The 26805-nt window shown below is 74.4% G+C and carries 29 protein-coding genes; 13 read left to right on the forward strand and 16 right to left on the reverse strand.

What is annotated here, in order from left to right:
* Window positions 1-26: 26 nt before the first annotated feature.
* The 5 genes from LFA75_RS00265 to LFA75_RS00285 form a co-directional block, all read right to left on the reverse strand.
* The gene (locus LFA75_RS00265) at window positions 27-818 is read right to left on the reverse strand and encodes a TrmH family RNA methyltransferase (protein WP_225231781.1); all 792 of its coding nucleotides are present in this window, start codon (window positions 816-818) and stop codon (window positions 27-29) included.
* Between the two features lie 144 nt (window positions 819-962).
* Window positions 963-1352, reverse strand: coding sequence for a 50S ribosomal protein L20 (gene rplT / locus LFA75_RS00270; protein WP_055757838.1), 390 nt, complete (start codon window positions 1350-1352; stop codon window positions 963-965).
* A gap of 41 nt (window positions 1353-1393) precedes the next feature.
* Entirely contained in the window at window positions 1394-1588 is a 195-nt protein-coding gene (gene rpmI / locus LFA75_RS00275) for a 50S ribosomal protein L35 (RefSeq protein ID WP_225231782.1), read from the reverse strand.
* Window positions 1589-1626: 38 nt separating this feature from the next.
* On the reverse strand, window positions 1627-2301 hold the full coding sequence (infC, locus tag LFA75_RS00280) for a translation initiation factor IF-3 (protein WP_225235980.1): 675 nt from the start codon (window positions 2299-2301) through the stop codon (window positions 1627-1629).
* 224 nt (window positions 2302-2525) lie between these two features.
* Complete coding sequence (locus tag LFA75_RS00285) at window positions 2526-2987, reverse strand: PH domain-containing protein (protein ID WP_225231783.1); 462 nt, start codon at window positions 2985-2987, stop codon at window positions 2526-2528.
* A 32-nt stretch (window positions 2988-3019) separates the two neighbouring features.
* On the opposite strand from LFA75_RS00285, the gene LFA75_RS00290 reads away from it, so the two are divergent.
* Both LFA75_RS00290 and LFA75_RS00295 read left to right on the forward strand, forming a co-directional pair.
* A complete protein-coding gene (locus LFA75_RS00290) occupies window positions 3020-4105 on the forward strand; it encodes an MBL fold metallo-hydrolase (RefSeq protein WP_225231784.1) in 1086 nt (361 codons plus the stop codon).
* A 5-nt stretch (window positions 4106-4110) separates the two neighbouring features.
* Window positions 4111-4686, forward strand: a complete 576-nt coding sequence (locus LFA75_RS00295; protein WP_225231785.1) for a uridine kinase family protein — start codon at window positions 4111-4113, stop codon at window positions 4684-4686.
* 7 nt (window positions 4687-4693) lie between these two features.
* Here the strand turns inward: LFA75_RS00295 and LFA75_RS00300 are convergent, their stop codons facing one another.
* Window positions 4694-5260 (reverse strand): TetR/AcrR family transcriptional regulator C-terminal ligand-binding domain-containing protein, encoded by a 567-nt coding sequence (locus LFA75_RS00300; RefSeq protein WP_225231786.1) that lies wholly within the window; start codon window positions 5258-5260, stop codon window positions 4694-4696.
* 124 nt (window positions 5261-5384) lie between these two features.
* On the opposite strand from LFA75_RS00300, the gene LFA75_RS00305 reads away from it, so the two are divergent.
* The 3 genes from LFA75_RS00305 to LFA75_RS00315 are packed head-to-tail and all read left to right on the forward strand — an operon-like array spanning window position 5385 to window position 8252.
* Window positions 5385-6302, forward strand: coding sequence for a polysaccharide deacetylase family protein (locus tag LFA75_RS00305; protein WP_225231787.1), 918 nt, complete (start codon window positions 5385-5387; stop codon window positions 6300-6302).
* The gene (locus tag LFA75_RS00310; RefSeq protein ID WP_225231788.1) at window positions 6299-7423 is read left to right on the forward strand and encodes a uroporphyrinogen-III synthase; all 1125 of its coding nucleotides are present in this window, start codon (window positions 6299-6301) and stop codon (window positions 7421-7423) included. The genes LFA75_RS00305 and LFA75_RS00310 overlap by 4 nt, the downstream gene beginning before the upstream one ends.
* A gap of 55 nt (window positions 7424-7478) precedes the next feature.
* A complete protein-coding gene (locus LFA75_RS00315) occupies window positions 7479-8252 on the forward strand; it encodes a hypothetical protein (RefSeq protein ID WP_225231789.1) in 774 nt (257 codons plus the stop codon).
* Between the two features lie 250 nt (window positions 8253-8502).
* Here LFA75_RS00315 and LFA75_RS00320 read toward each other — a convergent pair whose 3' ends face one another.
* Both LFA75_RS00320 and arfB read right to left on the reverse strand, forming a co-directional pair.
* Window positions 8503-9120 carry a DUF4352 domain-containing protein gene (locus LFA75_RS00320; protein WP_225231790.1) on the reverse strand — a complete coding sequence of 206 codons (618 nt, stop codon included), beginning with the start codon at window positions 9118-9120 and terminating at the stop codon, window positions 8503-8505.
* Between the two features lie 286 nt (window positions 9121-9406).
* The gene (gene arfB / locus LFA75_RS00325) at window positions 9407-9844 is read right to left on the reverse strand and encodes an alternative ribosome rescue aminoacyl-tRNA hydrolase ArfB (RefSeq protein WP_225231791.1); all 438 of its coding nucleotides are present in this window, start codon (window positions 9842-9844) and stop codon (window positions 9407-9409) included.
* A 14-nt stretch (window positions 9845-9858) separates the two neighbouring features.
* Between arfB and mmuM the strand changes: the two genes are divergently transcribed.
* On the forward strand, window positions 9859-10752 hold the full coding sequence (mmuM, locus tag LFA75_RS00330; RefSeq protein ID WP_225231792.1) for a homocysteine S-methyltransferase: 894 nt from the start codon (window positions 9859-9861) through the stop codon (window positions 10750-10752).
* Here the strand turns inward: mmuM and yidD are convergent.
* Together yidD and LFA75_RS00340 are read right to left on the reverse strand one after the other, a co-directional pair.
* Window positions 10669-11232 (reverse strand): membrane protein insertion efficiency factor YidD, encoded by a 564-nt coding sequence (yidD, locus tag LFA75_RS00335; RefSeq protein ID WP_225231793.1) that lies wholly within the window; start codon window positions 11230-11232, stop codon window positions 10669-10671. The genes mmuM and yidD overlap by 84 nt on opposite strands.
* A gap of 1 nt (window position 11233) precedes the next feature.
* Window positions 11234-12097 (reverse strand): SDR family oxidoreductase, encoded by an 864-nt coding sequence (locus LFA75_RS00340; RefSeq protein ID WP_225231794.1) that lies wholly within the window; start codon window positions 12095-12097, stop codon window positions 11234-11236.
* A gap of 100 nt (window positions 12098-12197) precedes the next feature.
* Between LFA75_RS00340 and LFA75_RS00345 the strand changes: the two genes are divergently transcribed.
* The 3 genes from LFA75_RS00345 to LFA75_RS00355 are packed head-to-tail and all read left to right on the forward strand — an operon-like array spanning window position 12198 to window position 16244.
* Window positions 12198-14711: a DEAD/DEAH box helicase gene (locus LFA75_RS00345; protein ID WP_225231795.1), complete on the forward strand. Its 2514-nt coding sequence runs from the start codon at window positions 12198-12200 to the stop codon at window positions 14709-14711.
* On the forward strand, window positions 14708-15478 hold the full coding sequence (locus LFA75_RS00350) for a sulfite exporter TauE/SafE family protein (protein WP_225231796.1): 771 nt from the start codon (window positions 14708-14710) through the stop codon (window positions 15476-15478). The genes LFA75_RS00345 and LFA75_RS00350 overlap by 4 nt, the downstream gene beginning before the upstream one ends.
* Window positions 15479-15494: 16 nt before the next feature.
* On the forward strand, window positions 15495-16244 hold the full coding sequence (locus tag LFA75_RS00355) for a sulfite exporter TauE/SafE family protein (RefSeq protein WP_225231797.1): 750 nt from the start codon (window positions 15495-15497) through the stop codon (window positions 16242-16244).
* Here the strand turns inward: LFA75_RS00355 and LFA75_RS00360 are convergent.
* Window positions 16237-17106: a phosphotransferase gene (locus LFA75_RS00360; RefSeq protein WP_225231798.1), complete on the reverse strand. Its 870-nt coding sequence runs from the start codon at window positions 17104-17106 to the stop codon at window positions 16237-16239. The two genes, LFA75_RS00355 and LFA75_RS00360, sit on opposite strands and share 8 nt — an antisense overlap.
* A gap of 834 nt (window positions 17107-17940) precedes the next feature.
* Here LFA75_RS00360 and LFA75_RS24035 point away from each other — a divergent pair.
* Complete coding sequence (locus LFA75_RS24035; protein ID WP_225235981.1) at window positions 17941-19395, forward strand: DUF222 domain-containing protein; 1455 nt, start codon at window positions 17941-17943, stop codon at window positions 19393-19395.
* A 632-nt stretch (window positions 19396-20027) separates the two neighbouring features.
* Here the strand turns inward: LFA75_RS24035 and LFA75_RS00370 are convergent.
* From LFA75_RS00370 to LFA75_RS00390, 5 genes are read right to left on the reverse strand one after another with little or no spacing between them, the layout of a single operon-like run.
* Window positions 20028-20741 (reverse strand): class I SAM-dependent methyltransferase, encoded by a 714-nt coding sequence (locus tag LFA75_RS00370; protein ID WP_225231799.1) that lies wholly within the window; start codon window positions 20739-20741, stop codon window positions 20028-20030.
* A gap of 3 nt (window positions 20742-20744) precedes the next feature.
* Entirely contained in the window at window positions 20745-21305 is a 561-nt protein-coding gene (locus LFA75_RS00375; protein ID WP_225231800.1) for an isochorismatase family protein, read from the reverse strand.
* Between the two features lie 24 nt (window positions 21306-21329).
* Window positions 21330-21914, reverse strand: a complete 585-nt coding sequence (locus tag LFA75_RS00380; protein WP_225231801.1) for a helix-turn-helix domain-containing protein — start codon at window positions 21912-21914, stop codon at window positions 21330-21332.
* Between the two features lie 28 nt (window positions 21915-21942).
* A complete protein-coding gene (locus tag LFA75_RS00385) occupies window positions 21943-23622 on the reverse strand; it encodes an alpha-amylase family protein (RefSeq protein ID WP_225231802.1) in 1680 nt (559 codons plus the stop codon).
* Window positions 23619-24668 (reverse strand): TIGR03885 family FMN-dependent LLM class oxidoreductase, encoded by a 1050-nt coding sequence (locus tag LFA75_RS00390; RefSeq protein WP_225231803.1) that lies wholly within the window; start codon window positions 24666-24668, stop codon window positions 23619-23621. Before LFA75_RS00390 ends, LFA75_RS00385 begins: the two co-directional genes overlap by 4 nt.
* Before the next feature lie 84 nt (window positions 24669-24752).
* Between LFA75_RS00390 and LFA75_RS00395 the strand changes: the two genes are divergently transcribed.
* Genes LFA75_RS00395 through LFA75_RS00405 form a run of 3 tightly spaced genes read left to right on the forward strand, consistent with a single transcriptional unit; the run spans window position 24753 to window position 26709 of the window.
* Window positions 24753-25229, forward strand: a complete 477-nt coding sequence (locus LFA75_RS00395) for an NIPSNAP family protein (RefSeq protein WP_225231804.1) — start codon at window positions 24753-24755, stop codon at window positions 25227-25229.
* Entirely contained in the window at window positions 25226-25744 is a 519-nt protein-coding gene (locus LFA75_RS00400; RefSeq protein ID WP_225231805.1) for a hypothetical protein, read from the forward strand. Before LFA75_RS00395 ends, LFA75_RS00400 begins: the two co-directional genes overlap by 4 nt.
* Before the next feature lie 38 nt (window positions 25745-25782).
* Window positions 25783-26709 (forward strand): DEAD/DEAH box helicase, encoded by a 927-nt coding sequence (locus LFA75_RS00405; RefSeq protein ID WP_225231806.1) that lies wholly within the window; start codon window positions 25783-25785, stop codon window positions 26707-26709.
* The last annotated feature ends 96 nt before the right edge of the window (window positions 26710-26805 follow it).

Below are 26805 nucleotides of genomic sequence, written 5' to 3' on the forward strand. Positions count from 1 at the left end.
ACGACTGCACATCTGTCGACGTGGGATCAGCCCTGGGCGAGCTGGGTGGCGTAGAGGCAGATGCCGGCGGCGACGGCGAGGTTGAGCGACTCCGCGCGGCCGCGCATGGGCACCCGCACCCGGTGGTCGGCGAGGCCGGCCAGCTCGTCGTCCAGCCCGCGGGCCTCGTTGCCGAACAGCCACAGCACCGGACCGGCGAGCAGGCCGTCGTCCCCGGCCCGGTCCAGGCCGACCTCGCCGTCGCCGGCCGCGGCCAGCACGGTGACGCCGGCGGCCCGGACGTCGGCGACCAGCGGCACGAGCGGGGCGCTGCGGACGACGTCGAGGTGGAACAGGCTGCCGGCGCTGGAGCGGACCGCCTTGCCCTGGAACGGGTCCGCCGACCCCGCGCCGAAGACCACGGTGCCGGCGCCGCACGCATCGGCGGTCCGCAGCACGGTGCCGGCGTTGCCGGGGTCGTTGAGCTCGGCCAGGGCGACCGCCAGCTGCGGCGGGGCGGTCACCAGCGAGGACGCCGGGACGTCGCGCAGCGGGCACACGGCGACCAGGCCCTGCGGGGTGGCGGTCTCGCTCAACCCGGCCGCGGCCTCGACGGTGACCAGCCGCACGGGGACCCCGGCGGCCGCGAGCAGCGCCTCGTGCTGGGCGGCGGCGGCCACGGTGGCGAACACCTCGACGGCCGCCCCGGCCTCCAGCGCCTCGACCACCGCCTGCCGGCCCTCGGCGAGGAACAGGCCCGCGGCGTCCCGGCCGGCCCGGCGGGTGAGCTTGCGGGCGGCGGCGACCCGGGAGTTCCGCGCGGTCAGCGGCTCGGTCAACGGCTTCCTTCCGACGGGCAGACGACGACGCCGCCGGTACCGGGCAGGTGCCCGGCGCCGGCGGCGTCGTGGTGAGGTGCTGGAACGGCCCCCTGCAGGGACCCGCCGCGAGCTTGCTCGTGGTGGGGGGCAGGGGGTCCTTCCTCAGGCGGCTGCGACGCCGGTCTGGTTCGGGGCGGCGGCGACCGCGGCGCGCGCGGTCTCCACGAGCGCGGCGAAGGCCGCGGGCTCGTTGACGGCGAGCTCGGCCAGCACCTTGCGGTCCAGCTCGATCCCGGCCAGCTTCAGGCCCTGCATGAAGCGGTTGTACGTCATGTCGTTCTGCCGCGCCGCGGCGTTGATCCGGGTGATCCACAGCTTGCGGAAGTCACCCTTGCGGACCTTGCGGTCGCGGTAGGCGTAGGTCGCCGAGTGGAGCAGCTGCTCCTTGGCCTTGCGGTACAGCCGGGACCGCTGACCCCGGTAGCCGCTGGCGGCCTCGAGGGTCGTCCGGCGCTTCTTCTGGGCGTTGACCGCCCGCTTCACGCGTGCCACGTGAGAGCTCCTGTCTGTCTAGGGGGAGAGAGGGGCGCCGGTCAGAGACCGAGCAGCTTCTTCATCCGGGGGGCGTCGGCCGGGGACAGCACCTCGGTGCCCTTCACGCGACGCTTGCGCGAGGAGGACTTCACCTCGAACTTGTGCTGGTTGTTCGTGTGCTCGCGGACGAGCTTCCCGGTGCCGGTCACGCGGATGCGCTTGGCCGTGCCCTGGTGGGTCTTGTTCTTCGGCATGTCCTGGTCCTCACTCGTGCGGTCTGGGTCGGGCCGGCTCAGGCCTGGTCGGCCTCTTCAGGCCCGGGGGGTGCGGGCTTGGGCGGTGCCTGCGGGGCCAGCGGCTTCTCGTACGGGGCGTCGACCGCGGGTGCGGACTCCTCGCCGGCGTTCTCGGCCGCCTTGGCCTTCTTCCGCTCCACGATCTGGGCCTGCTGCGCCGCCTGGTTCCGGTGCGGCGCGATGACCATGACCATGTTGCGGCCGTCCTGCTTGGGGTTGGACTCCACGATGCCGAGGTCGGTGACGTCGCCCGCCAGGCGCTGCAGCAGCCGGTAGCCCATCTCGGGGCGGGACTGCTCGCGACCGCGGAACATCACCGTGATCTTGACCTTGTCGCCGCCCTTGAGGAAGCGGACGACGTGGCCCTTCTTGGTCTCGTAGTCGTGCGGGTCGATCTTCAGCCGCAGACGCATCTCCTTGATGACGGTCTGCGTCTGGTTGCGACGGGCCTCGCGCTCCTTCTGCGCGGCCTCGTACTTGAACTTCCCGTAGTCCATGAGCTTCACGACGGGCGGGCGCGCCATGGGAGCGACCTCGACCAGGTCGAGCTCGGAGTCCTGCGCCAGGCGCAGCGCCTCGCCGATCGAGACGATGCCGACCTGCTCGCCCTCGGGTCCCACGAGGCGGACCTCGGGGACGCGGATGCGGTCGTTGATGCGTGGCTCGGTGATGGCCTCTCCTCTGCATTCTGCGACGAGGAGTCAGCGTCCCGACCCGAAGAAGGGCCCTCGACCCGCGTGAGCGGGGAGGGCCAGGAGCCGGCGGACCGGCCCCGCACTTCAGGTGACCTGGGTGCCTGTGACGGCGCCAGGTGGGAGCGGGCTCCTCTTGGTCCGACAGCCCGGGGCGGGGCAGTCGGTGGTGGTGCGCCTCATGTAGCGGGGTGAGACATCGCTCAGACTACCCCGTCGGCACGGCTCGCGGCCAGCAGGGTGCGCATCCCCTCCACCGCGCGCACCGCCCGCTCGCCGTCGGCGGCCTGCACGGCCAGCACGGAGAGCTCGTCGTCGTCGACCAGCAGCAGCGAGGCCCACGGCGAGTTCTGGTCGAACCGGACGGCGCGGACGTGCGCCCACGGCAGGCGGTGGGTGCCCACGATGTTGCGCACCGTCACGCCCTCGGCGTCGGCGTCCACCCGGGCCCGGGACAGGTACAGGGTGGCCGCGGCCATCGCCAGGCCCAGGCCGCTGGTGGCCAGCTGGTCGGAGGTCCGGAACGCCACGACGCCGGTGGTGGAGGACTTCAGCAGGATCGACACGACCAGCATCACGCCGAAGATCACGGCCGCCATGAGGCCGCACATGATGCGCTGGCGGCGGGGCGTGGCGGACACGGTCGTGATCGCGGTCGAGGTCACCGCCCGAGTGTCCCACTGGCAGAGTGCCGGGGGTGACCAGCAGCGAGACCACGGGCAGCGAGACCACGGCCAGCCAGATCACGGGTGCCGCCCAGCACGCGGCCTGGCAGGCCCGCGAGCTGCCCCCGGTGGAGCAGGTGCGCCCGGGGCTGTGGTCGGTCCCGGTGCCCATCCCGCACAACCCGCTGCGCTACGTGTCGGTGTACGCCTTCGCCCTCGACGGCGGCGGCCTCGGGCTGGTCGACTGCGGCTGGGAGCACGAGGCCGGCTGGACCGCGCTGACCGACGGGCTGACCTCGATCGGCGCGGGGATCACCGACGTCCGCGGCGTGCTGGTCACCCACCTGCACTTCGACCACCTCGGCCTGGCCGGCCGGGTCCGCGAGGCCAGCGGCGCGTGGGTGGCCATGCACCCGGCCGACGGCGACGCGGTGCGGGCGATGTCCGGCCGGGACGGCGGCGCCGCCGTCGCCGCCCAGGTGGACTTCCTCGTCGGCCTGGGCGCCGACCGGGACACCGCCGTCTCCGACACCGGCGACCCCGACCGCTGGGAGGCGTTCCACCGGATGGCCACCCCGGACCGGGACCTGCTCGACGGCGACGTCGCGGACTTCCCCGGCTGGTCGCTGCGCGCGGTGCACACCCCCGGGCACACCGCCGGGCACCTGTGCTTCGCCGAGGAGCGCACCGGGGTGTTCCTGTCCGGCGACCACGTGCTGCCGCGGATCAGCCCCAACATCTCGACCAACCCCGGCGGCGTGCCCGACCCGCTGCGCGACTACCTGGGCTCGCTGGCCGCCGTCGGCGAGCGCCCCGAGCCCACCGAGGTGCTGCCGGCCCACGAGTGGCGGTTCACCGGGCTGGCCGCGCGCACCGCGGCGCTGCGCGAGCACCACGAGGGCCGCCTCGCCGAGCTGCTGGCCGCCGTCCGGGACCACCCGGGCAGCACCCCGTGGGACCTGGCCGGCGAGCTGACCTGGTCGCGGCCCTGGTCGTCCTACGAGCGCAGCATGCGGGTCTTCGCGGTCACCGAGACCGACGCGCACCTGCGGCTGCTGGCCTCGCGCGGGGCCGTCGTCGGCACCGCCGGGCCGGTGCCCCGCTTCACCGCGGCCTGACCGGCGTGCGCTTCGCCGAGCTGGCCGACCGGGTGCGGGCGTCCCCGGCCCGGCTCGGCGGCACCCGGCTGGTGGTCGTCGACGGACCGGCCGGGTCGGGCAAGACCACCTTCGCCGACCGGCTGGCCGCCGAGCTGGACGACGCCCCGGTGGTCCACCTGGACGACCTCTACGCCGGCTGGACGCTGGACGGCGTGGTCGACCGGCTGCGCGACCAGGTGCTCGGGCCCCTCGCCGCCGGCCGCGAGGCCCGCTTCCTGGCCTACGACTGGGCGGCCGGGGAGTTCGCGGTGCCCACGACGGTGCCGGTGGCCGGCGTGCTGGTCGTGGAGGGCTGCGGTGCCGCGGCCCGGGCGGTGGACGACGTGGTCTCGCTCCGGGTGTGGGTGCAGGCGCCGCCCGAGGTGTGCGCGGAGCGCTGGGCGGCCCGGGGCGGGGCGGCCATGACGGCGTTCCAGCCGGACTGGGCCCGCGCCGAGGCGGTCGTGTTCGCCCGCGAGGACACCCGCGCCCGGGCCGACGTCCGGGTGGACGGCGCCCCGGTGACGCCTCCGCCGCCGGGGTCGTTCGCGCTCGCCTGACCGATGGTCAGGCGCAGGCCAGGATCGACTCGACGAGCTCGGCCCGCCGGGCGGTCGGGACGGGTCGGCCGCGGCCGGTGATCCGCTCCCAGACCGCGCCGCCGAGCACGGCGGTGATCCACTGCTGCCGGGCGGCCCCGATGGGCTCGCCCCGGCGGCGGGCGCGGGAGGCCACCGCGCACATGACCTCGTGGACGGCGTCGGTCACCGCGGTCTCCACCCCGGCGCGCAGCAGCGGGTCGCGCCCCGCGGCCTCGGCGACGGCGGCCACGGCCAGCTCGCTGCGGCCCAGCGGGCGCGACCAGTGCTCGAGGGCGAGCGCGAGGTCCCCGGCCGCCGAGCCGGTGTCCCCACGGTCCACCACGACGGGCACGGTGGCCACGGCGGCGCCGACCAGGGCGGACAGCGACGGCCAGGTCGCGCGCAGGCGGGTCGGGGCCAGCCCGGCGCGGGCGGCCACGTGGTCCAGCGCGAGCCCGTGCCACCCCCGCTCGGCGAGCAGCTGGAGCGCGGCGGCCAGGACCAGGTCCGGGGCCGGAGTGCAGGAGGGTGCGAGGGGGAGCGGTAGCGACATGGCCGGTCCTGGGGTCCCAGAGGGGTGAGGTAGCTCACCCATCGGCACCCTCGGCCACCACCGGTACCTCGTCGTCCCACCTGCCCCTGGTGTCCCTGCCCCCGCAGCGGGGCACGGTGAGCGGGTGGACTCCCCCGCCCGGCACGGCCGGTACCCCTACCGCGCGCTCCCCGACCGACCCGTCTACGACTGGCCCGACGGCCGGCGGCTGGCGGTCTACGTCGGGCTGAACCTGGAGGTCTTCGACTTCGGGACCGGCCGCGGCGCCCAGCTGGCACCCGGCGGCGGGGACCCCGACGTCCTGAACTACGCCTGGCGGGACTGGGGCAACCGGGTCGGCGCCTGGCGGTTGCTGGAGACCTTCGACGCCCTGGGCCTGCCCACCTCGGTGATCGCCAACAGCCGGGTGTTCGCCGACTGCCCCGGCCTGGTCGAGGCGTTCCTGGCCCGCGGCGACGAGCTGGTCGGGCACGGCCGGACCAACGCCGAGCGGCAGGCCGACCTGGCCGAGGACGACGAGCAGGCACTGGTCGCGGAGGCCACTCGGGTGCTGGTCGAGCGGGGCGGACGACGGCCGGCCGGCTGGCTCGGGCCGTGGATCTCCGAGAGCCACCTGACCCCGGACCTGCTGGCCGAGGCCGGCTACACCTACCTGCTGGACTGGGCGCACGACGACCAGCCGACCTGGCTGGCCACCCGGGACGGCGGCGCGATCCTGTCGGTGCCCTACCCGCAGGAGCTCAACGACATCCCCGCGGTGGTGTCCCGACAGGTCTCCGGCCAAGAGTTCGCCGACATGGTGGTGGCCACCTTCGACGAGATGCGCGAGCAGGCCCGGACCGCGCCGCTGGTCATGGGCATCGCGCTGCACCCCTACGTCGTCGGCGTCCCGCACCGCCTGCGACCGCTGCGGTCCGCGCTGGCGCACGTGGCGACGCCCCGGGACGACGTGTGGCTGACGACGGCCGGTGCGGTGGCCGAGCACGTCGCCTCGCTCCCGGACACACCGGCGGAACACGGGCGCGACACGATGGCCCGGTGAGCGCGAGCACGGAGACCAGCCCGGGACCGGACCTGCTGCCGCTGGCCGGCTACACGGTCGCGGTCACCGCCGCCCGGCGCGCCGAGGAGCTGGTCGCGCTGCTGGAGCGCCGTGGCGCCCGGGTCGTGGCCGCCCCCGCGATCCGGCTGGTGCCGCTGGAGGACGACGCCGAGCTGGGCGCGGCGACCGCCGAGGTGCTGCGGGCACCGGTGGACCTGGTCGTGGCCACCACCGGCGTCGGCTTCCGGGGGTGGCTGGAGGCCGCCGACGCCTGGGACCTGCCCCTGGTCGCGCACCTGTCGTCGGCCCGGGTGCTGGCCCGCGGACCCAAGGCCCGAGGGGCGATCCGCAGCGGTGGGCTGGTGGACGCCTGGTCGCCGGCGTCGGAGAGCTCCGACGAGGTGCTCGAGCACCTGCTGTCCGGCGCCGAGGGCCCGCTGGCCGGACGCCGGATCGCCGTCCAGCTGCACGGGGACCCGCTGCGGGAGCTGGTGGCCGCGCTGCGCGCCGATGGCGCCGAGGTGCTGCCGGTGCCGGTCTACCGCTGGGTGCTGCCCGAGGACACCGCGCCGCTGCGCCGGCTGGTGCACACCGTGGCCGCCCGCGCCGTCGACGCGGTCACCTTCACCTCGGCCCCGGCCGCCGCCTCGATGCTGCAGGTCGCCGAGCAGGAGGGCGTGCTGGCCGGGGTGCTGGCCGCCTTCGCCGACGGCGTGCTGGCCGTCGCCGTCGGGGTGGTCACCGCCGGTCCGCTGGAGGCCGCCGGGATCGCCACCGTCGCGCCGGAGCGGGCCCGGTTGGGCGACCTGGCCCGCGAGGTGGTGGCCCGACTGCCCGAGCGGGACCCGGTCCTCGTGGTCGGCGGGCACACCCTGCAGGTGCGGGGGCACGCCGTGGTCCTGGACGGCCGGCTGGTCGAGCTCGCGCCGGCGCCGATGACCGTGCTGCGGTCCCTGGCCCGCCGCCCGGGCGCGGTGGTGTCCCGGCCGGACCTGCTGGCGACGGTGTCCGGCGGCTCGGACGCGCACGCCGTCGAGATGGCGGTGACCCGGCTGCGGGCCGCGCTCGGCGCCCCGGTCGTGGAGACCGTGGTCAAGCGCGGCTACCGGCTGGCGGTGTGACCCGACGTGGGGAGTGGCCCTGCGGTACCCCGGCCCCACCGACGATGATCGTCGCGTGACCTCACCGGAGCCCGGCCGTGCGCTGATCGAGTCGGGCTTCGGGATCGCCGGGTCGATGACCGGCTCGGCCGCCGTCCTCGTCTACTCCCCCGCCGACGCGGCCCTCCAGCTCGACGACCGCTTCGCCGCCTGCCTGCGCGACCTGGCCGACGACCTCGCCGGCGGTGCCCTGCCGCGGCGCGAGGCCGCCCGGGCGGGGGCCGCGCTGGCGTTCGCCGTCGAGCACGGCGTCTCGCTGTCCCGCCGGGACCGGCACGTGCGCTCGGACGGGTTCTTCACCGAGCGGGCCGGCGGCCGGGTCGCCGCCCGCGAGGTCGGGGAGGGCGTGCTGCTGGCCGCGCGCGCCTCGGCCGACGAGCGCCGGGTGCGGAACCTGGGCTACCTGCTCGCCGAGGTGGTCTTCTCCCCCGACGTCGATGCTGCCCTGGCCGACCGGGCGCTGCTGCTCACCCGGTCGCTGACCTGGCGCCAGCTCGCCCTGCTGGCCGCGGTCGGCCGCCGGGAGCGCCACCCGCTGCCGCTGACCCCGGTGCCGGTGGACCCGCGGGGGTGGATCGCCTGGGGCGCCGCCGAGGACCTGACCGACCTGCAGCGGGCCGGCCTGCTGGACCCGCCGGTCGCCGTCCCCCGGCCCGGCGGTGCCGCCCAGCCGCGGCTCCGCCCGGCCGACCTGCGGCTGACCCGCCGCGGGGTGCTGGTGCACCGGCTGCTGGCGCTGGACTTCGTGCACGCCGACGACGTCGACGCCGCCCTGGCCGCGCTGGCCTGAGCAGGGCGCCGCCGACCGAGGCAAGTCCACATCCTCGGCGTGGATCCACTCCATGACCGTGGATAGGCAACGAGGTGGGGACGGACCTGCCTCCCGTGCGCGAACGTCGCCCCCGTCATGGCCGATCCGTACCCGACCGGGCCTAGTTCACGAGGCCTCCATGTGGCCCGTCGAGCACGTGCGTGAAACCGGCGACCGGTCTCTAGTGCGGGGCCGTCCTCTGTGGACGGCCCCGCACCAGCTGTGAGGGTCAGCGGTTGTTGAGCCAGGCGGCGCGATCCGACGAGAAGGAGAACGTCGGCTTGTAGATCACGACGTAGGTCCCGGTGACGGTCGTGTCCGCATCGAAGCACACGTCACCAGTCACGTTGCCCCCGGCGACCAGATCGCCGGCGCCCAAGAAGTTGCCCGTCCCGGCGAAGTTCGTGTTTCGGCTGGCCCCGTTCGGGTCCTGCATGGACCAGTCGAATCCACCGTTGAAGTTCACCGTGTCGTCGGTGCCGTTCTGGATGGTCACGGTGGTGCACAGGACGGCGCCGGTCCCGAACGACTCGCCGTCCACCAAGGGGGTCGACGTGACCGAGACCCCTTCGAGATCGATGGCCTCGCCGGCATTGGCCGAGGAGTCATCCTCCTGCTGCCCGGCAAAGCTCGGTCCAGCCGGCTGAGAGGTGTCGGACGACGAGTCGTCACCCCCGCTCGTGGCGATCACGATGATCACGATGACCACGATGAGCGCCAAGATGATGAAGATGGGCTTTTTGTAGAAGGGCCGGCTCGCCTTGCGGTAAGCCTTGTCAGCCTTGGCCTGCGCCTTGGCGGACCGGGCGTCCTGAGGCGGTCCCTGCTGCCCGTACTGCTCTGACACGATTTGACCCCGTTCGTCACAAGTGGCCGCCGAGCTCGACGGACAACTCCGAGGACATCACACAGCCGAGGCTCAGGCAGCCGACCAGGTGGACGAACGGATCGGTTCAGTTTCGTCCAATCCCGCCAGGGCTCGCTCCATCAGCACCACCTGCCCCAGCACCACCTCGCGTGCGCGGCTGCGGTTCCTCGCCGCCCGGTCAACCGCTGTGAACGGCGCTCAGCCTCCTGCGATTCGCGAGCCCGGTGCGGAGGGGCCGACTTGTGTCGACCGACCCCAACCGCGCTCAGTCCAGCGTGCCGCGCTGCTTCTTGAGCTGACCGCGCTGCTTCTCCGCGGTGATCTGCCGCTCCTTGGACCCGCGGGTCGGCTTGGTCTTGCGCCGGGGCGGGGCCGGCGGCGCGAGCGCCTGGCCGACGGCCATCGCCAGCCGGGCGCGGGCGGCCTCCCGGTTGCGCAGCTGCTGCCGGTGCTCCGACGCCGCGATCGTCAGGACGCCGTCGACCAGCCGCGCGCCCAGCCGGTCGGCCAGCCGGGCCTGCTGGTGCTCGGTCAGCCCGGGGATCTCCAGCACCCGCACCGACAGCTCCACCCGGCTGTCGGCGGTGTTCACGCCCTGCCCGCCGGGCCCGGAGGACCGGCTGAACCGCCACCCGAGCATCGCCGCGGGCACGACCAGCCGCGGGGTGACCGGGAGGTCGCCTGCGGGGTCGTCGGTGGGCACGGGACCATCCTCCCGTGCCCCTCCCCCTCGCCGCTGCGCTGGCCACCGGTCCCGTCGTCCTGGACGGCGGGCTGTCCACCGAGCTGGAGTCCCGGGGGCACGACGTGACCAGCGCGCTGTGGTCGGCCCGGCTGCTCCGCGACGACCCGGGCGCGATCCGCGACGCGCACGCCGCCTTCGAGGCCGCCGGGGCCCAGGTCGCGACCACCTCGAGCTACCAGGCCACCGTGCCCGGGTTCACCGCCGCCGGGTTCGCCGACGCCGAGGGGCTGATCCGCCGGTCGGTGCAGCTGGCCCGGGAGGGCGCGCCCTCCTCGTGGGTGGCCGGGTCGGTCGGTCCGTACGGGGCGTACCTGGCCGACGGGTCGGAGTACACCGGCGCGTACCTGGACGAGGTGTCGACCGCGGAGCTCCGGGAGTTCCACCGGCCCCGGCTGGCCGCGCTGGCCGAGGCCGGGGTCGACGTGCTGGCCTGCGAGACGCTGCCCGGCGCCGGCGAGGTCGAGGCGTTGCTGGCCGAGGTGACCGCGCTCGACGTCCCCGCGTGGTTCTCGCTGTCCTCGGTCACCGGCGCCGACGGCGTGGCCCGCACCCGCCGCGGCGAGCCGCTGTCCGACGTGCTGGGCATGGTCCGCGGGATCGACCAGGTGGTCGCCGTGGGCGTCAACTGCACGGACCCGGCGTCCGTCGTCCCGGCCGTTGTCTGGGCACGGGTGGCCAGCGGCAAGCCGGTCGTGGTCTACCCCAACAGCGGCGAGAGCTGGGACGCCGACGCCCGGGCGTGGACCGGCACGCCCGGGGTCGGCGACGTCACCGCGTGGCTGTCAGCCGGTGCCCGCCTGGTCGGCGGGTGCTGCCGGGTCCGGCCCGCCGACATCGCCCAGGTCGCCGCAGCCGTGCACGGCTGACCCCGGCGGGACCGGGTCGGCGCCGCCGGCGGCTCCCGGCCGGCAGCGGACCAACCGGGCCAGGGTCAGCCGGGTGCCGGTCCGGGCGCCGTGCGTCTCCAGCGCCTCCACCGCGTAGGCCGAGCAGCTGGGGGTGAACCGGCAGACCGGCGGCCGGTGCGCGCTCACCTCCCGCTGGTAGGTCCGGACGGCCGACACCAGGCGCTCCGCCGCCGTCGTCCCGGTCAGCCCGCGGGCCGCCCGCGGTGCCAGCAGCACCGACTCCAGGCCGCAGCCCAGCGACTGCGCCAGGCAGCAACCGGTGTTGAGGAACAGCAGGTCCCGCAGGCAACTGTCGTCGCCCCGGCGCCGGCCGTACCCGGGCCCGTAGCCCGGTCCGTAGCCGCCGTAGCCGGGCCCGCCACCGCCGTAGCCGGGTCCCGGACCCCAGCCCGGCCGCCGGCGCCGCCGGCCGCCACCCCATCCCCAGACGAAGACCATGTCAGAGGATCGGGTTGCCGCCGGTCACGGCGACCCGGGCCCCCGAGACGTAGCTGGCCTCGTCGCTGGCCAGCAGCACGTACACCGGCGCCAGCTCCGCGGGCTGGGCGGCGCGGCCCAGCGGCACCTGCTGGCCGATGGACTTCACCTTCTCCTCGGGCATGGTCGAGGGGATCAGCGGCGTCCAGACCGGGCCCGGCGCGACGCTGTTGGCCCGGATGCCCTTGTCCGCGTAGAGCTGGGCGAGGCTGGCGGTGAAGTTGGCGATGCCGGCCTTGGTCATCGCGTAGACGGCCAGCGTCGGGCTGGGCATGTCGGAGTTGACCGACGAGCTGTTGATGATCGACCCGCCCGGGCCCATGTGCGCCACGGCGTCCTTGGACAGGGTGAACATCGCGCCCAGGTTCAGCGCCACGGTGTGGTCGAACTCCTCGTCGGGGGTCTCCTCGAGGGACTCCCGGGTCATCTGGAACGCGGCGTTGTTGACCAGGACGTCGATCTTCCCGAACTCCTCGATCGCCTTCGGGACGACGGTCTTGGCGTGCGCGCGGTCGGCGAGGTCGCCGCGCACGAGGACGCAGCGGCGGCCGGCCTCCTCGACCAGGCGGGCGGTGTCCCGGGCGTCGTCGTCCTCCTCCAGGTAGGCGACGAGGACGTCGGCGCCCTCCCGGGCGAAGGCGATGGCCACGGCGCGGCCGATGCCGCTGTCGCCGCCGGTGACGACGGCGGCCTTGCCGGTCAGCCGGCCGGACCCGCGGTAGCTGTCCTCGCCGTGGTCGGGGCGCGGCGACATCTCGCCGAGGGTGCCCGGTGGGGTCTGCTGCTGGGTGGGCTGGTCGTCGGGCTCGGGGCGCGGTGCGGACACGAGGCGTCTCCTGTCTCCTGCTGGTGCGGCCTCGTCTCGACCCGTGGCCCGCGTACCCGGGAGGGGCGACCGGCACGCGTGGGGCACCCTGGTGAGCACGATGACCGCCGCCCGCACCCCCCTCTCCCCGCCCGACGGCGCCGACGCCGACACCCTGTTCACCGAGTTCGCCGCCTGGGCGGAGGCTGCGGGGACCCCGCTGTACCCGCACCAGGAGGAGGCGCTGATCGAGCTGGTCAGCGGCGCCAACGTGGTGCTGGCGACCCCGACCGGCTCGGGCAAGTCGCTGGTGGCCACCGGCGCGCAGTACGCCGCGATGGCCCAGGACCGGGTGAGCTTCTACACCGCGCCGATCAAGGCGCTGGTCAGCGAGAAGTTCTTCGCCCTGTGCGGGGTCTTCGGCGCGGAGAACGTCGGCATGCTCACCGGCGACGCCGCGGTCAACGCCGACGCCCCGATCATCGCCTGCACCGCGGAGATCCTGGCCAACATCGCGCTGCGCGAGGGCCCGGAGGCCGACATCGGGCTCGTGGTGATGGACGAGTTCCACTTCTACGGCGATCCGGACCGCGGCTGGGCCTGGCAGGTGCCGATCCTCGAGCTGCCGAACGCCCAGTTCCTGCTGATGTCGGCCACCCTCGGCGACACCACCGCGCTGCGGGAGGACCTCAGCCGGCGCACCGGCCGGACCACCGCGCTGGTGGCCGGCGCCGAGCGCCCGGTGCCGCTGCACTTCTCCTACGCCACCACCCCCGCGCACGAGACGATCCAGGAGCTGCTGGACACCCGGCAGGCACCGGTCTACGTCGTGCACTTCACCCAGGCCGCGGCCCTGGAGCGGGCGCAGGCGCTGATGAGCGTGAACGTGTGCAGCAAGGAGGAGAAGGCCAAGATCGCCGACCTGATCGGCGGCTTCCGGTTCTCCAGCGCCTTCGGGACGACGCTCTCGCGGCTGGTGCGGCACGGCATCGGCGTGCACCACGCCGGGATGCTGCCCAAGTACCGCCGGCTGGTCGAGCAGCTGGCCCAGGCCGGGCTGCTCAAGGTCATCTGCGGCACCGACACCCTGGGCGTGGGCATCAACGTGCCGATCCGCACGGTGGTGTTCTCCGCGCTCTCGAAGTACGACGGCACCCGGGTGCGCATGCTGTCGGCGCGGGAGTTCCACCAGATCGCCGGCCGCGCGGGCCGGGCCGGCTACGACACCGCGGGGTACGTCGTCGTCCAGGCGCCCGAGCACGAGGTGGAGAACCTCAAGCAGTTCGCCAAGGTCGCCGACGACCCGAAGAAGCGCCGCAAGCTGGTGCGCAAGAAGGTGCCCGAGGGCATGGTGCCGTGGAGCGAGGCGACCGCCCAGCGGCTGGAGACCGCCGAGCCCGAGCCGCTGACCAGCCACTTCCAGGTCACCACCGGGATGCTGCTCAACGTGCTGGCCCGCCCGGGCGACCCGGTGGCGGCGTTGGCGAAGCTGCTGACCGACAACCACGAGCCGCGCAAGCGGCAGCTGAAGCTGATCCGCGACGCGATCGGCATCGGCCGCACGCTGCTGGCCGCCGAGGTGGTCGAGCGGGTGGTCGTGGACGGCCGGGTGACCTACCGGCTGACCGGTGACCTGCCGGCCGGGTTCGCGCTCAACCAGCAGCTGTCCACCTTCGCCCTGGCCGTGATCGACCTGCTGGACCCGGAGTCCGACACGTTCGTCATGGACGTGGTCAGCGTCATCGAGGCCACGCTGGACGACCCCCGGCAGATCCTCGGCGCGCAGCTGAACAAGGCCCGCGGCGAGGCGGTGGCCGAGATGAAGGCCGAGGGCATCGAGTACGACGAGCGGATGGAGCTGCTCGAGGAGGTCAGCTACCCCAAGCCGCTGGCCGAGCTGCTGGAGGCCGCGCACGAGACCTTCGTGCGGGGCAACCCGTGGGCGGCCGCCGTCCAGCCCTCGCCCAAGTCCGTCGTCCGGGACATGTGGGAGAGCGCGTACACCTTCCGCGAGCTGGTCAACGCCTACGGGCTGACCCGGTCGGAGGGCGCGGTGCTGCGCTACCTGACCGACGCCTACCGCGCGCTGCGGTCCGGGGTGCCGGCCGAGGCGCGCACCGAGGAGGTCACCGACGTCGTCGAGTGGCTGGGCGAGGTCGTGCGGCAGGTGGACTCGTCGCTGCTGGACGAGTGGGAGGAGCTGACCAACCCCTCGGACGCCGTCGACGTGCCCGCCGTCCCGGCCCGGCCGCGGCCGCTCACCGGCAACGTGCGGGCGTTCACCGCGATGGTGCGCAACGCGGTCTGGCAGCGGGTGCAGTTCTGGGCCCGCCGCCGCTGGTACGACCTCGGCGAGCTGGACGGCGCCGCCGGGTGGGACGCCGAGCGGTGGGGCGAGGTGGTGCAGGCCTACTTCGCCGAGCACGCCGAGGTGCAGACCGGGGCGGACGCGCGGGGACCGGCGCTGTTCGTCGTGGACCGCTCCGTCGAGGGCGTGTGGACGGTCCGGCAGATCATCGACGACCCGGCCGGCAACCACGACTGGGGCATCGACGTGGAGGTGGACCTGGAGGCCTCCGACGAGCAGGGCGCCCCGGTGCTGCGGGTGGTGGACGCCGGCCGCAAGGACTCGTGAGCGGCTGGGAGATGGTCGCGGTCGCCCTCGCCGGGCTGGCCGCGGGGTCGATCAACGCCGTCGTGGGCTCGGGCTCCCTGGTCACGTTCCCGGTGCTGCTGGCCGTCGGGCTGCCGCCGGTCACCGCGACGGTCTCGAACTCGATGGGGTTGGTGCCGGGCAACCTGACCGGGGCGATCGGCTACCGGCGCGAGCTGGCCGGGCAGCGGCGGTTGCTGCTGTCGCTGTTCCCGGCGTCCGTGCTCGGGGCGCTGAGCGGGGCGTTCCTGCTGCTGCACCTGCCGGCCGCCGCGTTCGAGACCGTCGTCCCCGGGCTGGTCGCGCTGGCCGTCGTCCTGGTGGCGGTGCAGCCGTTGCTGGCGCGGCGGCTGCGCGACCGTGGGTCGCCCACGGCGCGGGTGGGGCCGGGCCGGACGGCGGCGCTGTTCGGCTTCGCCTACGTCACCGGCACCTACGGCGGGTACTTCGCAGCCAGCCAGGGCGTGCTGCAGATCGGGCTGTTCGGGCTGCTGCTCCCCCACTCCCTGCAGCAGCTCAACGCGATCAAGAACGTGCTGACCCTGGGGGTGAACTTCGTGGCCGCGGCGACCTACGTCGTCGTCGCCACCGACCGGGTCGACTGGACCGCCGCCGGCCTGGTCGCCGGCGGTTCACTGGTCGGGGGCTACCTCGGCGGGCGGTACGGACGGCGGCTGCCGGCCTGGCTGCTGCGGAGCCTGATCGTGGTGGTCGGCGTGGTGGCGATCGTGGTGCTGCTGACCCGATGAGGCAGGGTGGGCACACGTGGACGTGCTGACCTGGGTGCTGCTGCTGGTCGCCGGGGTGGGCGGTGGGCTGACCGGCTCGATCGCCGGGCTGGCGTCGCTGGTCAGCTACCCGGCCCTGCTGGCCGCCGGGCTGCCGCCGGTCACCGCGAACGTCACCAACACCGTCGCGCTGGTGTTCAACGGCGTCGGGTCGGTGAGCGCCTCGCGCCCGGAGCTGGTCGGGCAGGGCCGCCGGCTGGTCCGGCTGTCGGTGGCCGCGCTGCTGGGCGGCATCACCGGGACCGTGCTGCTGCTGATCACCCCGGCCGGCGGGTTCGAGCGGATCGTGCCGTTCCTCATCGCCGGGGCGTCGGTGGCGATCCTGGTGCAGCGCCCGCCGCGCGAGCTGGCCGCCGAGGGTCGCCGGAACGCCCTGGGGCTGGTCGCCGGTGTCTACGTGATCGCCATCTACGGCGGCTACTTCGGGGCGGCGGCCGGGGTGCTCATGCTGGCCATGTTCCTGCTGACCACCGGCACGACCGTGGCCCGGGGCAACGCCGCCAAGAACGTGCTGCTGCTGGTCGCCAACGCCGTCGCCGCCCTCGGGTACGCGATCTTCGCCGACGTCGACTGGGTGGCGATGGTGCCGTTGGCGATCGGCTTCTTCGTCGGCGGGCGGCTGGGTCCCCGGGTGGTGCGTCGGGTAGACGGCACGTGGTTGCGGCGGGTCATCGCCGTCCTCGGGCTGGGGTTGGCGGTCAAGCTCGGGTTCGACGCGTTCAGCTGAGGACGGCGGCCAGCGCCCGCAGCGACTGGGCGACGATGCCGGGGTTCGTGTCGCGGTAGTAGGGCAGCGCGATGACCGCCTGGCTGATCACCCACCCGCGGGCCCGGGCGGCCGCTGCGTCGTCGGCGTCGCCGAGGAACCGCCGCCGCTGCGGTCCGTCGAACAGGTGCCAGCCGGCGACCAGGTCGGCCGCGGGGTCACCGGTGGTCAGGCAACCCCAGTCGATGACGGCCGAGAGGCGATCCTCGTCGGCCAGGACGTTGCCGGGCAGCAGGTCGCCGTGCAGCCACACGTCGTCGGTCCACCGGGGCGCCTGCACGGCCTCGGCCCACAGCGCCAGCGTGCGGGGTGCGTCGACCAGGTCCCCGACCCTCCTGATCGCCGGCTGCACCTCGTCGTCCAGCTCGGCCAGCGGCCCGCCCCGGCTGTGCGGCCGCCGCGGCGGCGCGACATCGGTGGGGACGGCGTGCAGCGCGTCCCGGAACCCGGCGAGGGCATCGGCGGCGGCGTCGTCCAGCCGACCGTCGACCGACCTGCCGGGCAGCCAGTCCCAGACCGACCAGGTGAACGGGTAGCCGTGGTCCGGTCGGCCGGTGGCCCGGTGGGTGGGCACGGCCAGCGGGAGGTGCGGCGCGAGCACCGGGAGCCAGCGCCGCTCCAGCTCGGCCTGGTCGGTGGCCCAGGCGACCACCGGCAGCCGGACGACGAGGTCGTCGCCGAGGCGGTGCACGTCGTGGTCGGTGCCGGCGTGGCGGATGCGGGTGAGCGGTCGGTCGGCCCAGTGCGGGAACTGCTCGTCGACCAGGCGGCGGACGAGCTGCGGCGGAGTGGCGACCTGGTCCGGGTGCATGGGGTGGGTCATCGAGGCGATCCTGGCGCGGCGGCGGTCGGTGCACGAGCGGATTTGGTGGAGCGGGCGCCCGGTCGTGGGGATGTCCGCATCTCCCGAGGTGCCTGGCGGATCCGCAGGTGCCGCTCGGTGCGGGCTGGGTCGGTGGGGTGAACAGAGCTGCCCCTCGGGGACAGCCGGAGCACGCTGCCCGCCCGGCTCCAGCCCCGACCGACCGGGTCACGGCCCTGCCGCGCGCTGGCCACCCAGTCCGGGGACCTGGTCGCGATCCCGCTCGCCCGACAGCCGCCGCGTGCGGCACACACCCGGGCATCACCCTGCCGGCACGGAGGCCGCCCCGTCCGGCACCCACCCGCTCATGACGCTGCCCGCGCGCCAGCCGTCCCGTGCGGCACAGACCCGCACATGACACTGGCCGCGCGCCAGCCGCCTCTTCGGGCACAGACCCGGTCACGACACTGCCCGCTCGCCAGCCGCCCCTTCTCGCACGGACCCGGTCACGACCCTGCACGCTCGCCAGCCGCCCCTTCTCGCACGGACCCGGTCACGACCCTGCACGCTCGCCAGCGGCCTCTTCTTACGCAGACCCGGTCACGACCTCGCCCCTCATCCACGCGGCGGCCGCCGGCCGGGTCGATCAGCCGCCCACCCGACATCTCGCCCATCGAGGACGGACCACCTCGTGACGTTCCCAGTTGCCACCGACACTTCGCACTCTGCCTGTGGACGGGCGTCTGATCAGGCCTTTCGTGTTGTCGGCGTGCGCCAGGTCCGCTAGACTTCGAACACATATTCGAACGGCAAGGGGAGGTGACAGCGGTGCAGCAGCAGGTGGTCGGGACGCGGATGGGGTTGTCGGTGGGCATCGCCCAGGTCGAGGTCTTCGCCTCCGCCGCCGCCCGTGCAGCGGTGCTGGAGGCCGAGCAGGCGACCCGCGTCGCCGCCGGCCTCGCGCCCGCAGGTGCCACCCTGCGACCGACCCGGCTGTCCGAGCTGCTGGTCACCCCCGACACCGGCCGGGCCAGGGTGCACGCGGTGCTGCGCGACGTCGCCGACGCCCAGGCGCAGCTGCACGCCCTGCAGGCCGCCGCGATCGCCCGCCTGGCCGAGCTGCAACCGGCGCAGGAACCGCTGCCCGGCGCCCGCCGCGATGACCCCGCCGCCCCGGAGAGGCCCGATGACTGGGTCGCCGACGAGGTCGCCGTGGTGCTGGGCATCAGCGTCGGGTCCGCCTCTTCGCTGGTCGCCAAGCAACGGTCCCTGGTCGAGCAGCTCCCCCAGGTGTGGGCCGCCGCGGCGGACGGGGTGATCGACGTCCGCCGTTGCCAGGTGATCGTGGACGCCCTGGCGGACCGCAAGCAGTCCGCCGGCGGCGGCCTGGCCGACGACCTGGTGGACACCATCGCCGCCCAAGGCCTCGGCTGGATCGCCGAAGGCATCGGCCCCACCCCGCTGGCCGACCGGATCGGCGGCGCGGTGATCGCCGCGGACCCGGCCGAGGCGGCAAGGCGGGCCGAGCGCCGCAAGCGCAGGCAGAACGTCACCACCATCGGGCAGGGCGACGGCCTGGCCTCCCTGCGGACCGACCTGGCCGACGCCGCCGACGTCGCCCAGGAGATCGAGGTCATCGACGCCCTGGCCNGTCCAGCGGGTGCCGCCGATGTCGGTGCGGGCGTTGAGTTCGCGCATGACGCGCTCGATGACTCCGGAGCCCAGTTCGGGTCCGCCCAGGGGTGCCAGTCGTTGTCGGAGTTCGGGGCGCAGGCAGGTGAAGACCTGGTCGCGGGCGCCGGTGAGCAGCTGTGCGGCGGCGTGGTGGTCGGCGTCGGTGATGGTGTCGACGAAGGCGTCGTAGAGGTCCAAGGCCTGGGCGTGGGTGAGTCGTTCGCGGGCCACGCGGTGCAGGAGGTCGACCAGTCCGGCGCGCTGGGCGTTGGCCCAGGGGTGCGGTGCCTTGTCGGCGTAGAGGGCCCAGCGCAGCGCACGGGGCAGGTGCCACCAGCAGCGCTGGATCGGGGCGTCGGGCCACACGTCCTGGGCCAGTCGGGTGATCGCCAGCTCCCCGTCCACGACGACCATCGCCGGTGGGTCCACCGCACGCAGCTGGGTGGCCATGGCCGACCACGGCTGGCCCAGGGTCAGCCCGAGCAGGTTGACCGTGGCGCGGCGGCGGCGGCGTGGGCCGGTGCGGGCGGTGAGCCCGATGGCGATGTTGGTGTCCACGCCCAGCCTGCGGCGACCGGCGCGCATGCCGGTGCCATCCAGGATCACCACCTCGGCCCGCCCGGGGGCACCAGGTAGGTCTGCGCACCCCACCCCATCAAGCATCGGGGCCAGGTCGGCCACAGCCGAGTGCGCTCGCCCGGCCGTCCCGGGTGCCCCGAACTGCGCGGCCACAGCCCCGGCGCGGGCGAAGGACATCTGGGTGGCCAACTCGGCCAGCTCGACCATCAACCGATCAGTGCGTCGCCGGCCCGACAGGTCCAACAACAACAGCAGCGGGGCGAACACCCGCCCGCACGACCGGCACCCCACGTTGGCCAACTGGATGCGCACGATCCCGGTGGCGGTGTCCAGCCGGCGCGGACGGGTGCGCTTGCCCTTGCGGGCGAAGTCGCTCATCACCCCGCACCCCGGGCACCCGAACGGCGCCGGCAGGTCCCACACCGGCAGCCATCTGGGACCACACACCCGGTCGATCAGCCTGTCCTGCAGCTCCTCCACAGCCGCCGCTACCGCGGCGGCGGGCACCTCATCGCGCATCGCCACCGCCCACGCCTCCAGCTGCGACCAGGTCAACGAACCACCCAGCTCAGGCAGCTCAACGGTCAGGGCAAGGGTAGTGACAACCACCAGGAACTCCTCGGATCAGGCGACCCCCACCTCAAGCCCAAGATCCGAGAACTTCAACGATGCTCTGCGCTACCGACGGGTCAGTGGTCGACAGGGACGGGGCGGCGGAAGACGTAGCGGGCGAAGATGCGGTCGTCGGAGTACTCGGCCTCCTCCAGGACCAGGCCGGCGTGCTCGGCCAGGGCCTCGAGGACCCAGGTGTAGGTCGAGTGCTCGTCGCGCACGTGCTCCTCGTAGTCGGCGCGGCTCCAGGCGTCCGCCGAGTCCGGACCGCCGGTCGCGCACCACGCCTCCAGGCGCGCCTCGGCCTCGGCCGGTTCGAAGCCGTAGACCACGTCCCACACCCGCAGCACGCCTCCCGGGCGCAGCAGGGCGCACATCCGCGCCAGCGCCACGCCCTTCCAGAAGTCGGGCAGGTGGTGCAGCGCATAGCGCGTGTAGACCACGTCGGCGGGGCGCCCGGCGTGCTCGTAGTCCAGGAACCCGGCCTCGACGACCTCGACGCCGTCGACCGCCTCGCGGGCCAGCGTCTCCCGCAGCGACGCGAGCATCGGCGGCGAGACGTCGACCGCGACCACGTCCGCGCCGGCCCGGGCGGCGGCGATCGCGAACTGGCCGGTCCCCGTGCCGATCTCCACCACCCGGCAGCCCGGACCCAGCCCGTGCCGCCGCAGCAGCTGCACCTCGGCCCCCGCCCCGGCGTCCTCGATCCGGTCGTACCGGGCCACGTGCACCGGGTCCAGGTTCTCCCGGCCCGCGCCGGCCACCTGGTCCCACCGCCACCCGGCGTCCACCGCTCAGCCCAGCGCGGCGACGGCGGCCGCGGTCGTGGTGACCCGCGCGATCAGCGGGAAGACCCGGGCCACGGCGAACTCGTGCATGACGGCGTCCACGCTGCTGGTCGCGTCCTCGACGACGACCACCGCGTAGCCACGCTCGAACGCCGACCGCGCGGTGGACTCCACCCCCATGTTGGTGGCCAGCCCGGCGAGCACCACGGTGTCCACCGACCGCTCCCGCAGCTGCGCGTCCAGATCGGTCTCGTGGAACGCGTCCCAACCGTGCTTCACGACCACGACGTCACCGAGGGGTCGCAGCTCCTCCACCACGTCGCCCAGCGCCGGACGGCTGCGGCGCCGCTGCACGTCGGCGTCGGTCGGCGGGGCCGCCCCGTCCCGCGCCTCGACCTGCACCAGCACCACCGGTGCACCGGCCGCCCGGAACGCCTCGGCCAGCTGCAGCGCGTTCTCCAGCACCGTGTCCGCCGGGTGCGGCCCGACGTCCCGGCTCACCACCCCGCGCTGCAGGTCCACCAGGACGAGTGCGGTGCTGGCGCGGTCCAGCGACGAGACGGGCACGCCACCGAGCCTGCCACGGACCGGTCAGCCGGACCCCTTCGGGCGAGCCCGCAGGTGCATCCGCTCGCCCTGCTTGCTGAACAGCGTCAGCAGCTCCACCGGCTGGTCGTCGGCGCTGCCGAACCAGTGCGGCGTCCGGGTGTCGAACTCCGCCGCCTCCCCCCGGCCGAGCACCAGGTCGTGCTCGGCCAGCACCAGCCGCAACCGGCCCGACAGCACGTACAACCAGTCGTAGCCCTCGTGCGTCTTCTGGTCCGGCTCCCCGCGCACCGACCCGGCCGGGATCAGCAGCTTGTAGGCCTGCAGCCCGCCCGGCTGGGTCGACAGCGGCCACATCGTCATGCCGTGCATCTGCACCGGCGCCGCCCGCACCCGCGGGTCCCCCACCGGCGGCGCCCCCACCAGCTCGTCCAGCGGCACCCCGTGCGCCCGGGCGATCGGCAGCAGCAGCTCCAGGGTCGGCTTGCGACCCCCGGACTCCAGCCGCGACAGCGTGCTCACCGAGATGCCGGTGGTCACCGACAGCGCCGTCAGCGTCAGGTCCCGGCGCTGCCGCAGCGCCCGCAGCCGCGGCCCGACCCCGGCGAGCACCGAGGAGTCGGTCGACATGTCGACATCTCGACTCACAGCGGTCCCGTCACAGCAGTCGCCGCGTCCCCGGGGCCACCACCCGCAACCACCGGTACCCGTAACCCTCCAGCGCCAGCTCGGCCCGGCCCTGCGCGTCCACCGCCGTGGTGCCCTCGACCAGCAGGTCGGCCAGCAGGTGCTCGGCCCCGCACCCGTCCAGGTCCACCGGCACCACCACCGGCTCCGAGCCCAGGTTGTGCAGCGCGACCAGTGCGCCGTCGTCCCACGAGCACAGGTGCGCCAGGACGGCGGCGTGCGGCTGCTCCAGCACCTCGAAGGACCCCCACCCGAGCTCCGGGCACTCCTTCCGCCGCGAGATGAGCAGCCGGAAGAACGACAGCAGGGAGTCCGGGTCCTTGCGCTGGTCGGCCACGTTCACGAACTCCGGCGCATACCCGCCGGTCACCACCGGACCGGGCAGCTTCGCGGCCTTCGCCCGCGAGAAGCCGCCGTTGGTCCCCGACGTCCACTGCATCGGCGTCCGGACGGCGAGCCGGCTGCCCACCGACAGCTGCTCCCCCATCCCGATCTCCTCGCCGTAGAACAGCGTCGGGGTGCCGGGCAGGGAGAACAGCAGGCTGTAGACCATCCGCACCCGCCGCGGGTCGCCGCCCAGCATCGGGGGCAGCCGGCGGATCAGGCCGCGGTCGTAGATCTGCATCTCCGACTCGGGGCCGAAGGCGGCGAAGACCTCCTGCCGCTCGGGCTCGGTCAGCTTGTCCAGGGTCAGCTCGTCGTGGTTGCGCACGAACGTCGCCCACTGCGAGTCCGGGGCTGTGGCCGGCCGGCCCTGCAGCGCGGTGGCCAGCGGACCGGCGTCGCCGCGGGCCAGCGACAGGTAGGTCGCCTGCATGCCGATGAAGTCGACCTGCATCGTCAGCTCGTCGCCGTCGGCCCCGCCGTAGAACTCCAGCTGCTGCTCGAAGGGCAGGTTGACCTCGCCCAGCAGGATCCCGCCGTTGGTCCGCCGGTCCAGGAAGGCCCGGATGTCGCGCAGGTAGCCGTGCGGGTCGGGCAGCCGCGCGGCCTCGCCGTCCCCGTTGCCCGAGGTGTCCAGCAGGAACGGGACGGCGTCCATCCGGAAGCCGTCGATGCCGAGCTGCGTCCAGAACCCGACGATCTTGGCGATCTCGTCGCGGACCAGCGGGTTCGTGACGTTGAGGTCGGGCTGGGTCTTGTAGAACTGGTGCAGGTAGTACTCACCGGTCTTCTCGTCGAGCTCCCAGATCGAGTCCTCCTGGTCCGGGAACACGACCTGGTCGCTGGTGTCCGGCGGGGTGTCCGAGCGCCACACGTACCAGTCGCGGTACGGGTTGTCCGTGGACTTCCGGGACTCCTTGAACCACGGGTGCTGGTCGGAGGTGTGGTTGACCACCAGGTCGACGATCACCCGCAGCCCGCGGTCGTGCGCGGTGCGGATCAGCTCGACCACGTCGCCGTGCGTGCCCAGCCGGGGGTCGACGCCGTAGAAGTCGGTGATGTCGTAGCCGTCGTCCCGCTCGGCGGTCGGGTAGAAGGGCATCAGCCACAGGCAGGTCACGCCCAGGTCGACCAGGTGGTCCAGCCGCTGCACCAGCCCGGGGAAGTCACCGGTGCCGTCGTCGTCCCAGTCCATGTAGGTCTCGACGTCCAGGCAGTACAGGACGGCGTTCTTCCACCACAGGTCCGCGGTGTCGCTGACCCTCACGCGAGCACCGCCGGCTGGGGCTCCTGCTCGGGACGGCGCACGCCCTCGGGGCCTGGTGGGTCGATGGCCACCGCCGGCCCGGGCCGGGTGACGTCGAGCTGGGGCAGCACCTTCTCCCCGAACGCGTCCAGGAACGCGGTCTGGGTCTGCCCGACGTGGTGCAGCACGACCTGGTCGAAGCCCAGCTCGGCGTACTCGGCGATCCGGGCTGTGTGCTCGCCCAGGTCGGCCGAGACCTGCACCGCCTGCTTCACCTGGTCGCGGCTGACCAGCTCGCCGACCTGGTCGAAGCTCTTCGCGCCCTCCAGCTCCCAGCAGGTGGGCGGCGGCAGCAGGTTGGACCGCCACTGGTCGTAGGCGATCTCCAGCGCCTCGTCCTCGTCCGGCGCCCAGGACAGGTGCACCTGCACGGTGGCCGGACCCTGCCCGCCGGCGTCCCGGTAGGCACCGAGCACCTCGCGCAGCCGGTCGTGCGGCTGGTTGATCGTGATCAGTCCGTCGGCCCAGTCCGCGCCCCGGCGGGCGGTCGCCGCGGTGACCGCCGGGCAGACCAGCGCCGGCTGCTGCTCGGGCAGCGACCAGACCCGCGCCCGGTCGACGGTGACCAGGCCGTCGTGGGTGACCTCCTCGCCGGCCAGCAGCGCCCGGATGACGTCCACGCACTCCCGCAGCCGGGCGTCGCGCAGCTCCTTGCGCGGCCACTGCTGCCCGGTGATGTGCTCGTTCATCAGCTCCCCGGAGCCCAGGGCCACCCAGAACCGGCCGGGGTTCATCTGGGCCAGAGTCGCGACCGCCTGGGCGATGATCACCGGGTGGTAGCGCTGGCCGGGGGCGTTCACCGCCCCGAACGGCAGCGACGTCGTCGCCAGCGCCGCGCCCAGCCAGGACCAGGCGAACCCGGACTGGCCCTGCCGCACCGACCACGGCTCGAGGTGGTCCGAGCACATGGCGGCGGTGAACCCGACCTGCTCGGCGTGCTGGACGGCGGTGAGCAGCTCCGCGGGCGGGATCTGCTCGTGCGAGGCGTGGAAGCCGATCACGGTCATGGCGCCTGTCTATCGGCTGGTCCGGTTCCGGGCATCCCGGGTTGCGCGCGACAACGACCCGGCCACCGGGCAGGATCCCGGCCCGTGACCTCGTTCCCGCTGGTCCGCGGCTGGCAGGTCGTCCCCCGCCCGGACCGGACGTCGCTGGACGTGCTGGACGCCACCGGCCGCCCGCGCGCCCGGGTGGTGGGTCTGCGCCCGCGGCGGACGACCCCGGCCGGCCGGGAGGTGCTGCAGGTGCTGCTGCCCGACGGCTCCGCCACGACGCTGACCAACGGCACCCGCTGGTGGGGCGGCCGCCGGGCCCGCACCCGCGGGCTGCTGCCGCTCGCCGGGCACGCCTACGTCCTGCAGCACCGCACCGGTCGGCGGGCCCGGGTGCTGCGCGACGGTGCCTGGATCGCCACCGCCCGCCGCGACGTCCCCGGCCCGACGATCGAGGTGCGCACGGTGCTGACCCCGGACGACGAGCTGGCCTGCGCCCTGCTCGCGCACGTGCTGCGGCCGGGCCGGGACAGCGTGCTCGGGAACCTCGCCGAGCTGCTCAACGGCTTCCCGTGACGGCGCCGTTCGCCCTCGCCGGCTGGCGGCTGGTGCCGCCGCTGGGCCCGCCCGCGGTGGACGTCCTCGACCCGACCGGCCGGTGCCGGGCGCGCGTCGTCGGCATCAGCACCCAGGCCGAGCTGCGCGGCCGGCAGGTGCTGCCGGTGCTGCTGCCCGACGGCCGGGAGACCACGCTGACCAACGGCACCAGCGCCTGGGGACCGCGCCGGCGGCGGACCCGCGGGCTTCTCCCGCTGGGCCCGGTGACCTACGTGCTCGAGCACCGGTCGGGACGCCGGGCCCGGCTGCTGCGGGCGGGCACCTGCGTGGCCGAGCTGCTGCGCGAGCCGGAGTCCGCGGCCGACCGGCTGCTGCGCGACGTCCCCGGCCGGACCATCACCCCGCTGGTGGAGCTGCGGGCGCCGCTGACCGCCGATGACCAGCTCGCGCTGGCCGTCACCGGCCTGGTGCTGCGGCCGGGCCGGTGGAGCCACGTCTTCCGGGTGGTCGACGTGCTCTGGCGGACCGGCTGAGCACGGGCCGCCCGGCTGCGACCCGACAGACTGGGGACGTGCTGCCACCTCCCGGGACCCCGGGCACCGACCTGCCGGTGCGCGCCGTCCTCGGTCAGCTGACCGCGGCCCTGGCCGCGCACGGCACCGCGGTGCTGGTCGCCCCGCCCGGCACCGGCAAGACCTCGCTGGTCCCGCTGGCCCTCGCCGCGGAGGGCACCGTGCTGGTCGCCGAGCCCCGGCGGGTGGCCGCCCGCGCCGCGGCCCGCCGGATGGCGTCGCTGCTCGGCGAGCGGGTGGGCGACCGGGTCGGGTTCAGCGTCCGCGGGGAGTCCCGGCGGTCGGCGGCCACCCGGGTCGAGGTGGTCACCACCGGCCTGCTGCTGCGCCGGCTGCAGGCCGACCCCGAGCTGCCGGGGGTCGACGTCGTGGTGCTGGACGAGGTGCACGAGCGGCAGACCGACACCGACCTGGCGCTGGCCTTCGCCCTCGACGTCCGGGCCACGCTGCGGCCCGAGCTGCGGCTGCTGGCCATGTCGGCGCCCGCGCAGGCGGAGCGGCTGAGCGCGCTGCTCGGGGACGCACCGGTCGTCGAGGCCACCGGCGCACTGTTCGACGTCGAGACGGTGTGGTGCCCGCCGCGGCCGCCGGTGCAGCCGCCGCTGGGCACCCGGGTCGACCCACGGCTGCTGGACGCCGTCGCCGACACCGTCCGCCGGGCGCTGACCGAGACCGGGCACGACGTGCTGGTGTTCCTGCCCGGGGCCGCCGAGATCGGCGGGGTGCAGCGCCGGCTCGGCGGGCTGGACGTCGACGTCCGGCCGCTGCACGGCCGACTGCCCGCGGCCGACCAGGACGCCGCGCTGACCCCGGGCCCGCGCCGGCGGGTGGTGCTGGCCACCGACGTCGCCGAGTCCAGCCTGACCGTCCCCGGCGTCCGGGTGGTGGTGGGCGGCGGGCGGGCCCCGTCTCTTAAAAACCTTTGAGGCTGCCGACGCTTCCACCAATATTTACTTATCTGGTCGACGTAAGCTTCCTAAAAGAAGAAGACATAAGCTCCTTTGTAGATAAACACATGGTAA

Origin of the sequence: Klenkia terrae (genome assembly GCF_900491935.1) — a bacterium.
In the GTDB taxonomy this organism is placed as follows: Bacteria; Actinomycetota; Actinomycetes; order Mycobacteriales; family Geodermatophilaceae; genus Klenkia; species Klenkia terrae.

Bases quoted from the DNA above. Each gene is read 5' to 3' on its own strand.
- rpmI (WP_225231782.1), bottom strand. From the start codon at position 1,588: ATGCCGAAGAACAAGACCCACCAGGGCACGGCCAAGCGCATCCGCGTG.
- LFA75_RS00300 (WP_225231786.1), bottom strand. From the start codon at position 5,260: ATGTCGCTACCGCTCCCCCTCGCACCCTCCTGCACTCCGGCCCCGGAC.
- yidD (WP_225231793.1), bottom strand. From the start codon at position 11,232: ATGGTCTTCGTCTGGGGATGGGGTGGCGGCCGGCGGCGCCGGCGGCCG.
- LFA75_RS00345 (WP_225231795.1), top strand. From the start codon at position 12,198: ATGACCGCCGCCCGCACCCCCCTCTCCCCGCCCGACGGCGCCGACGCC.
- LFA75_RS00360 (WP_225231798.1), bottom strand. From the start codon at position 17,106: ATGACCCACCCCATGCACCCGGACCAGGTCGCCACTCCGCCGCAGCTC.
- LFA75_RS00380 (WP_225231801.1), bottom strand. From the start codon at position 21,914: ATGTCGACCGACTCCTCGGTGCTCGCCGGGGTCGGGCCGCGGCTGCGG.
- LFA75_RS00390 (WP_225231803.1), bottom strand. From the start codon at position 24,668: ATGACCGTGATCGGCTTCCACGCCTCGCACGAGCAGATCCCGCCCGCG.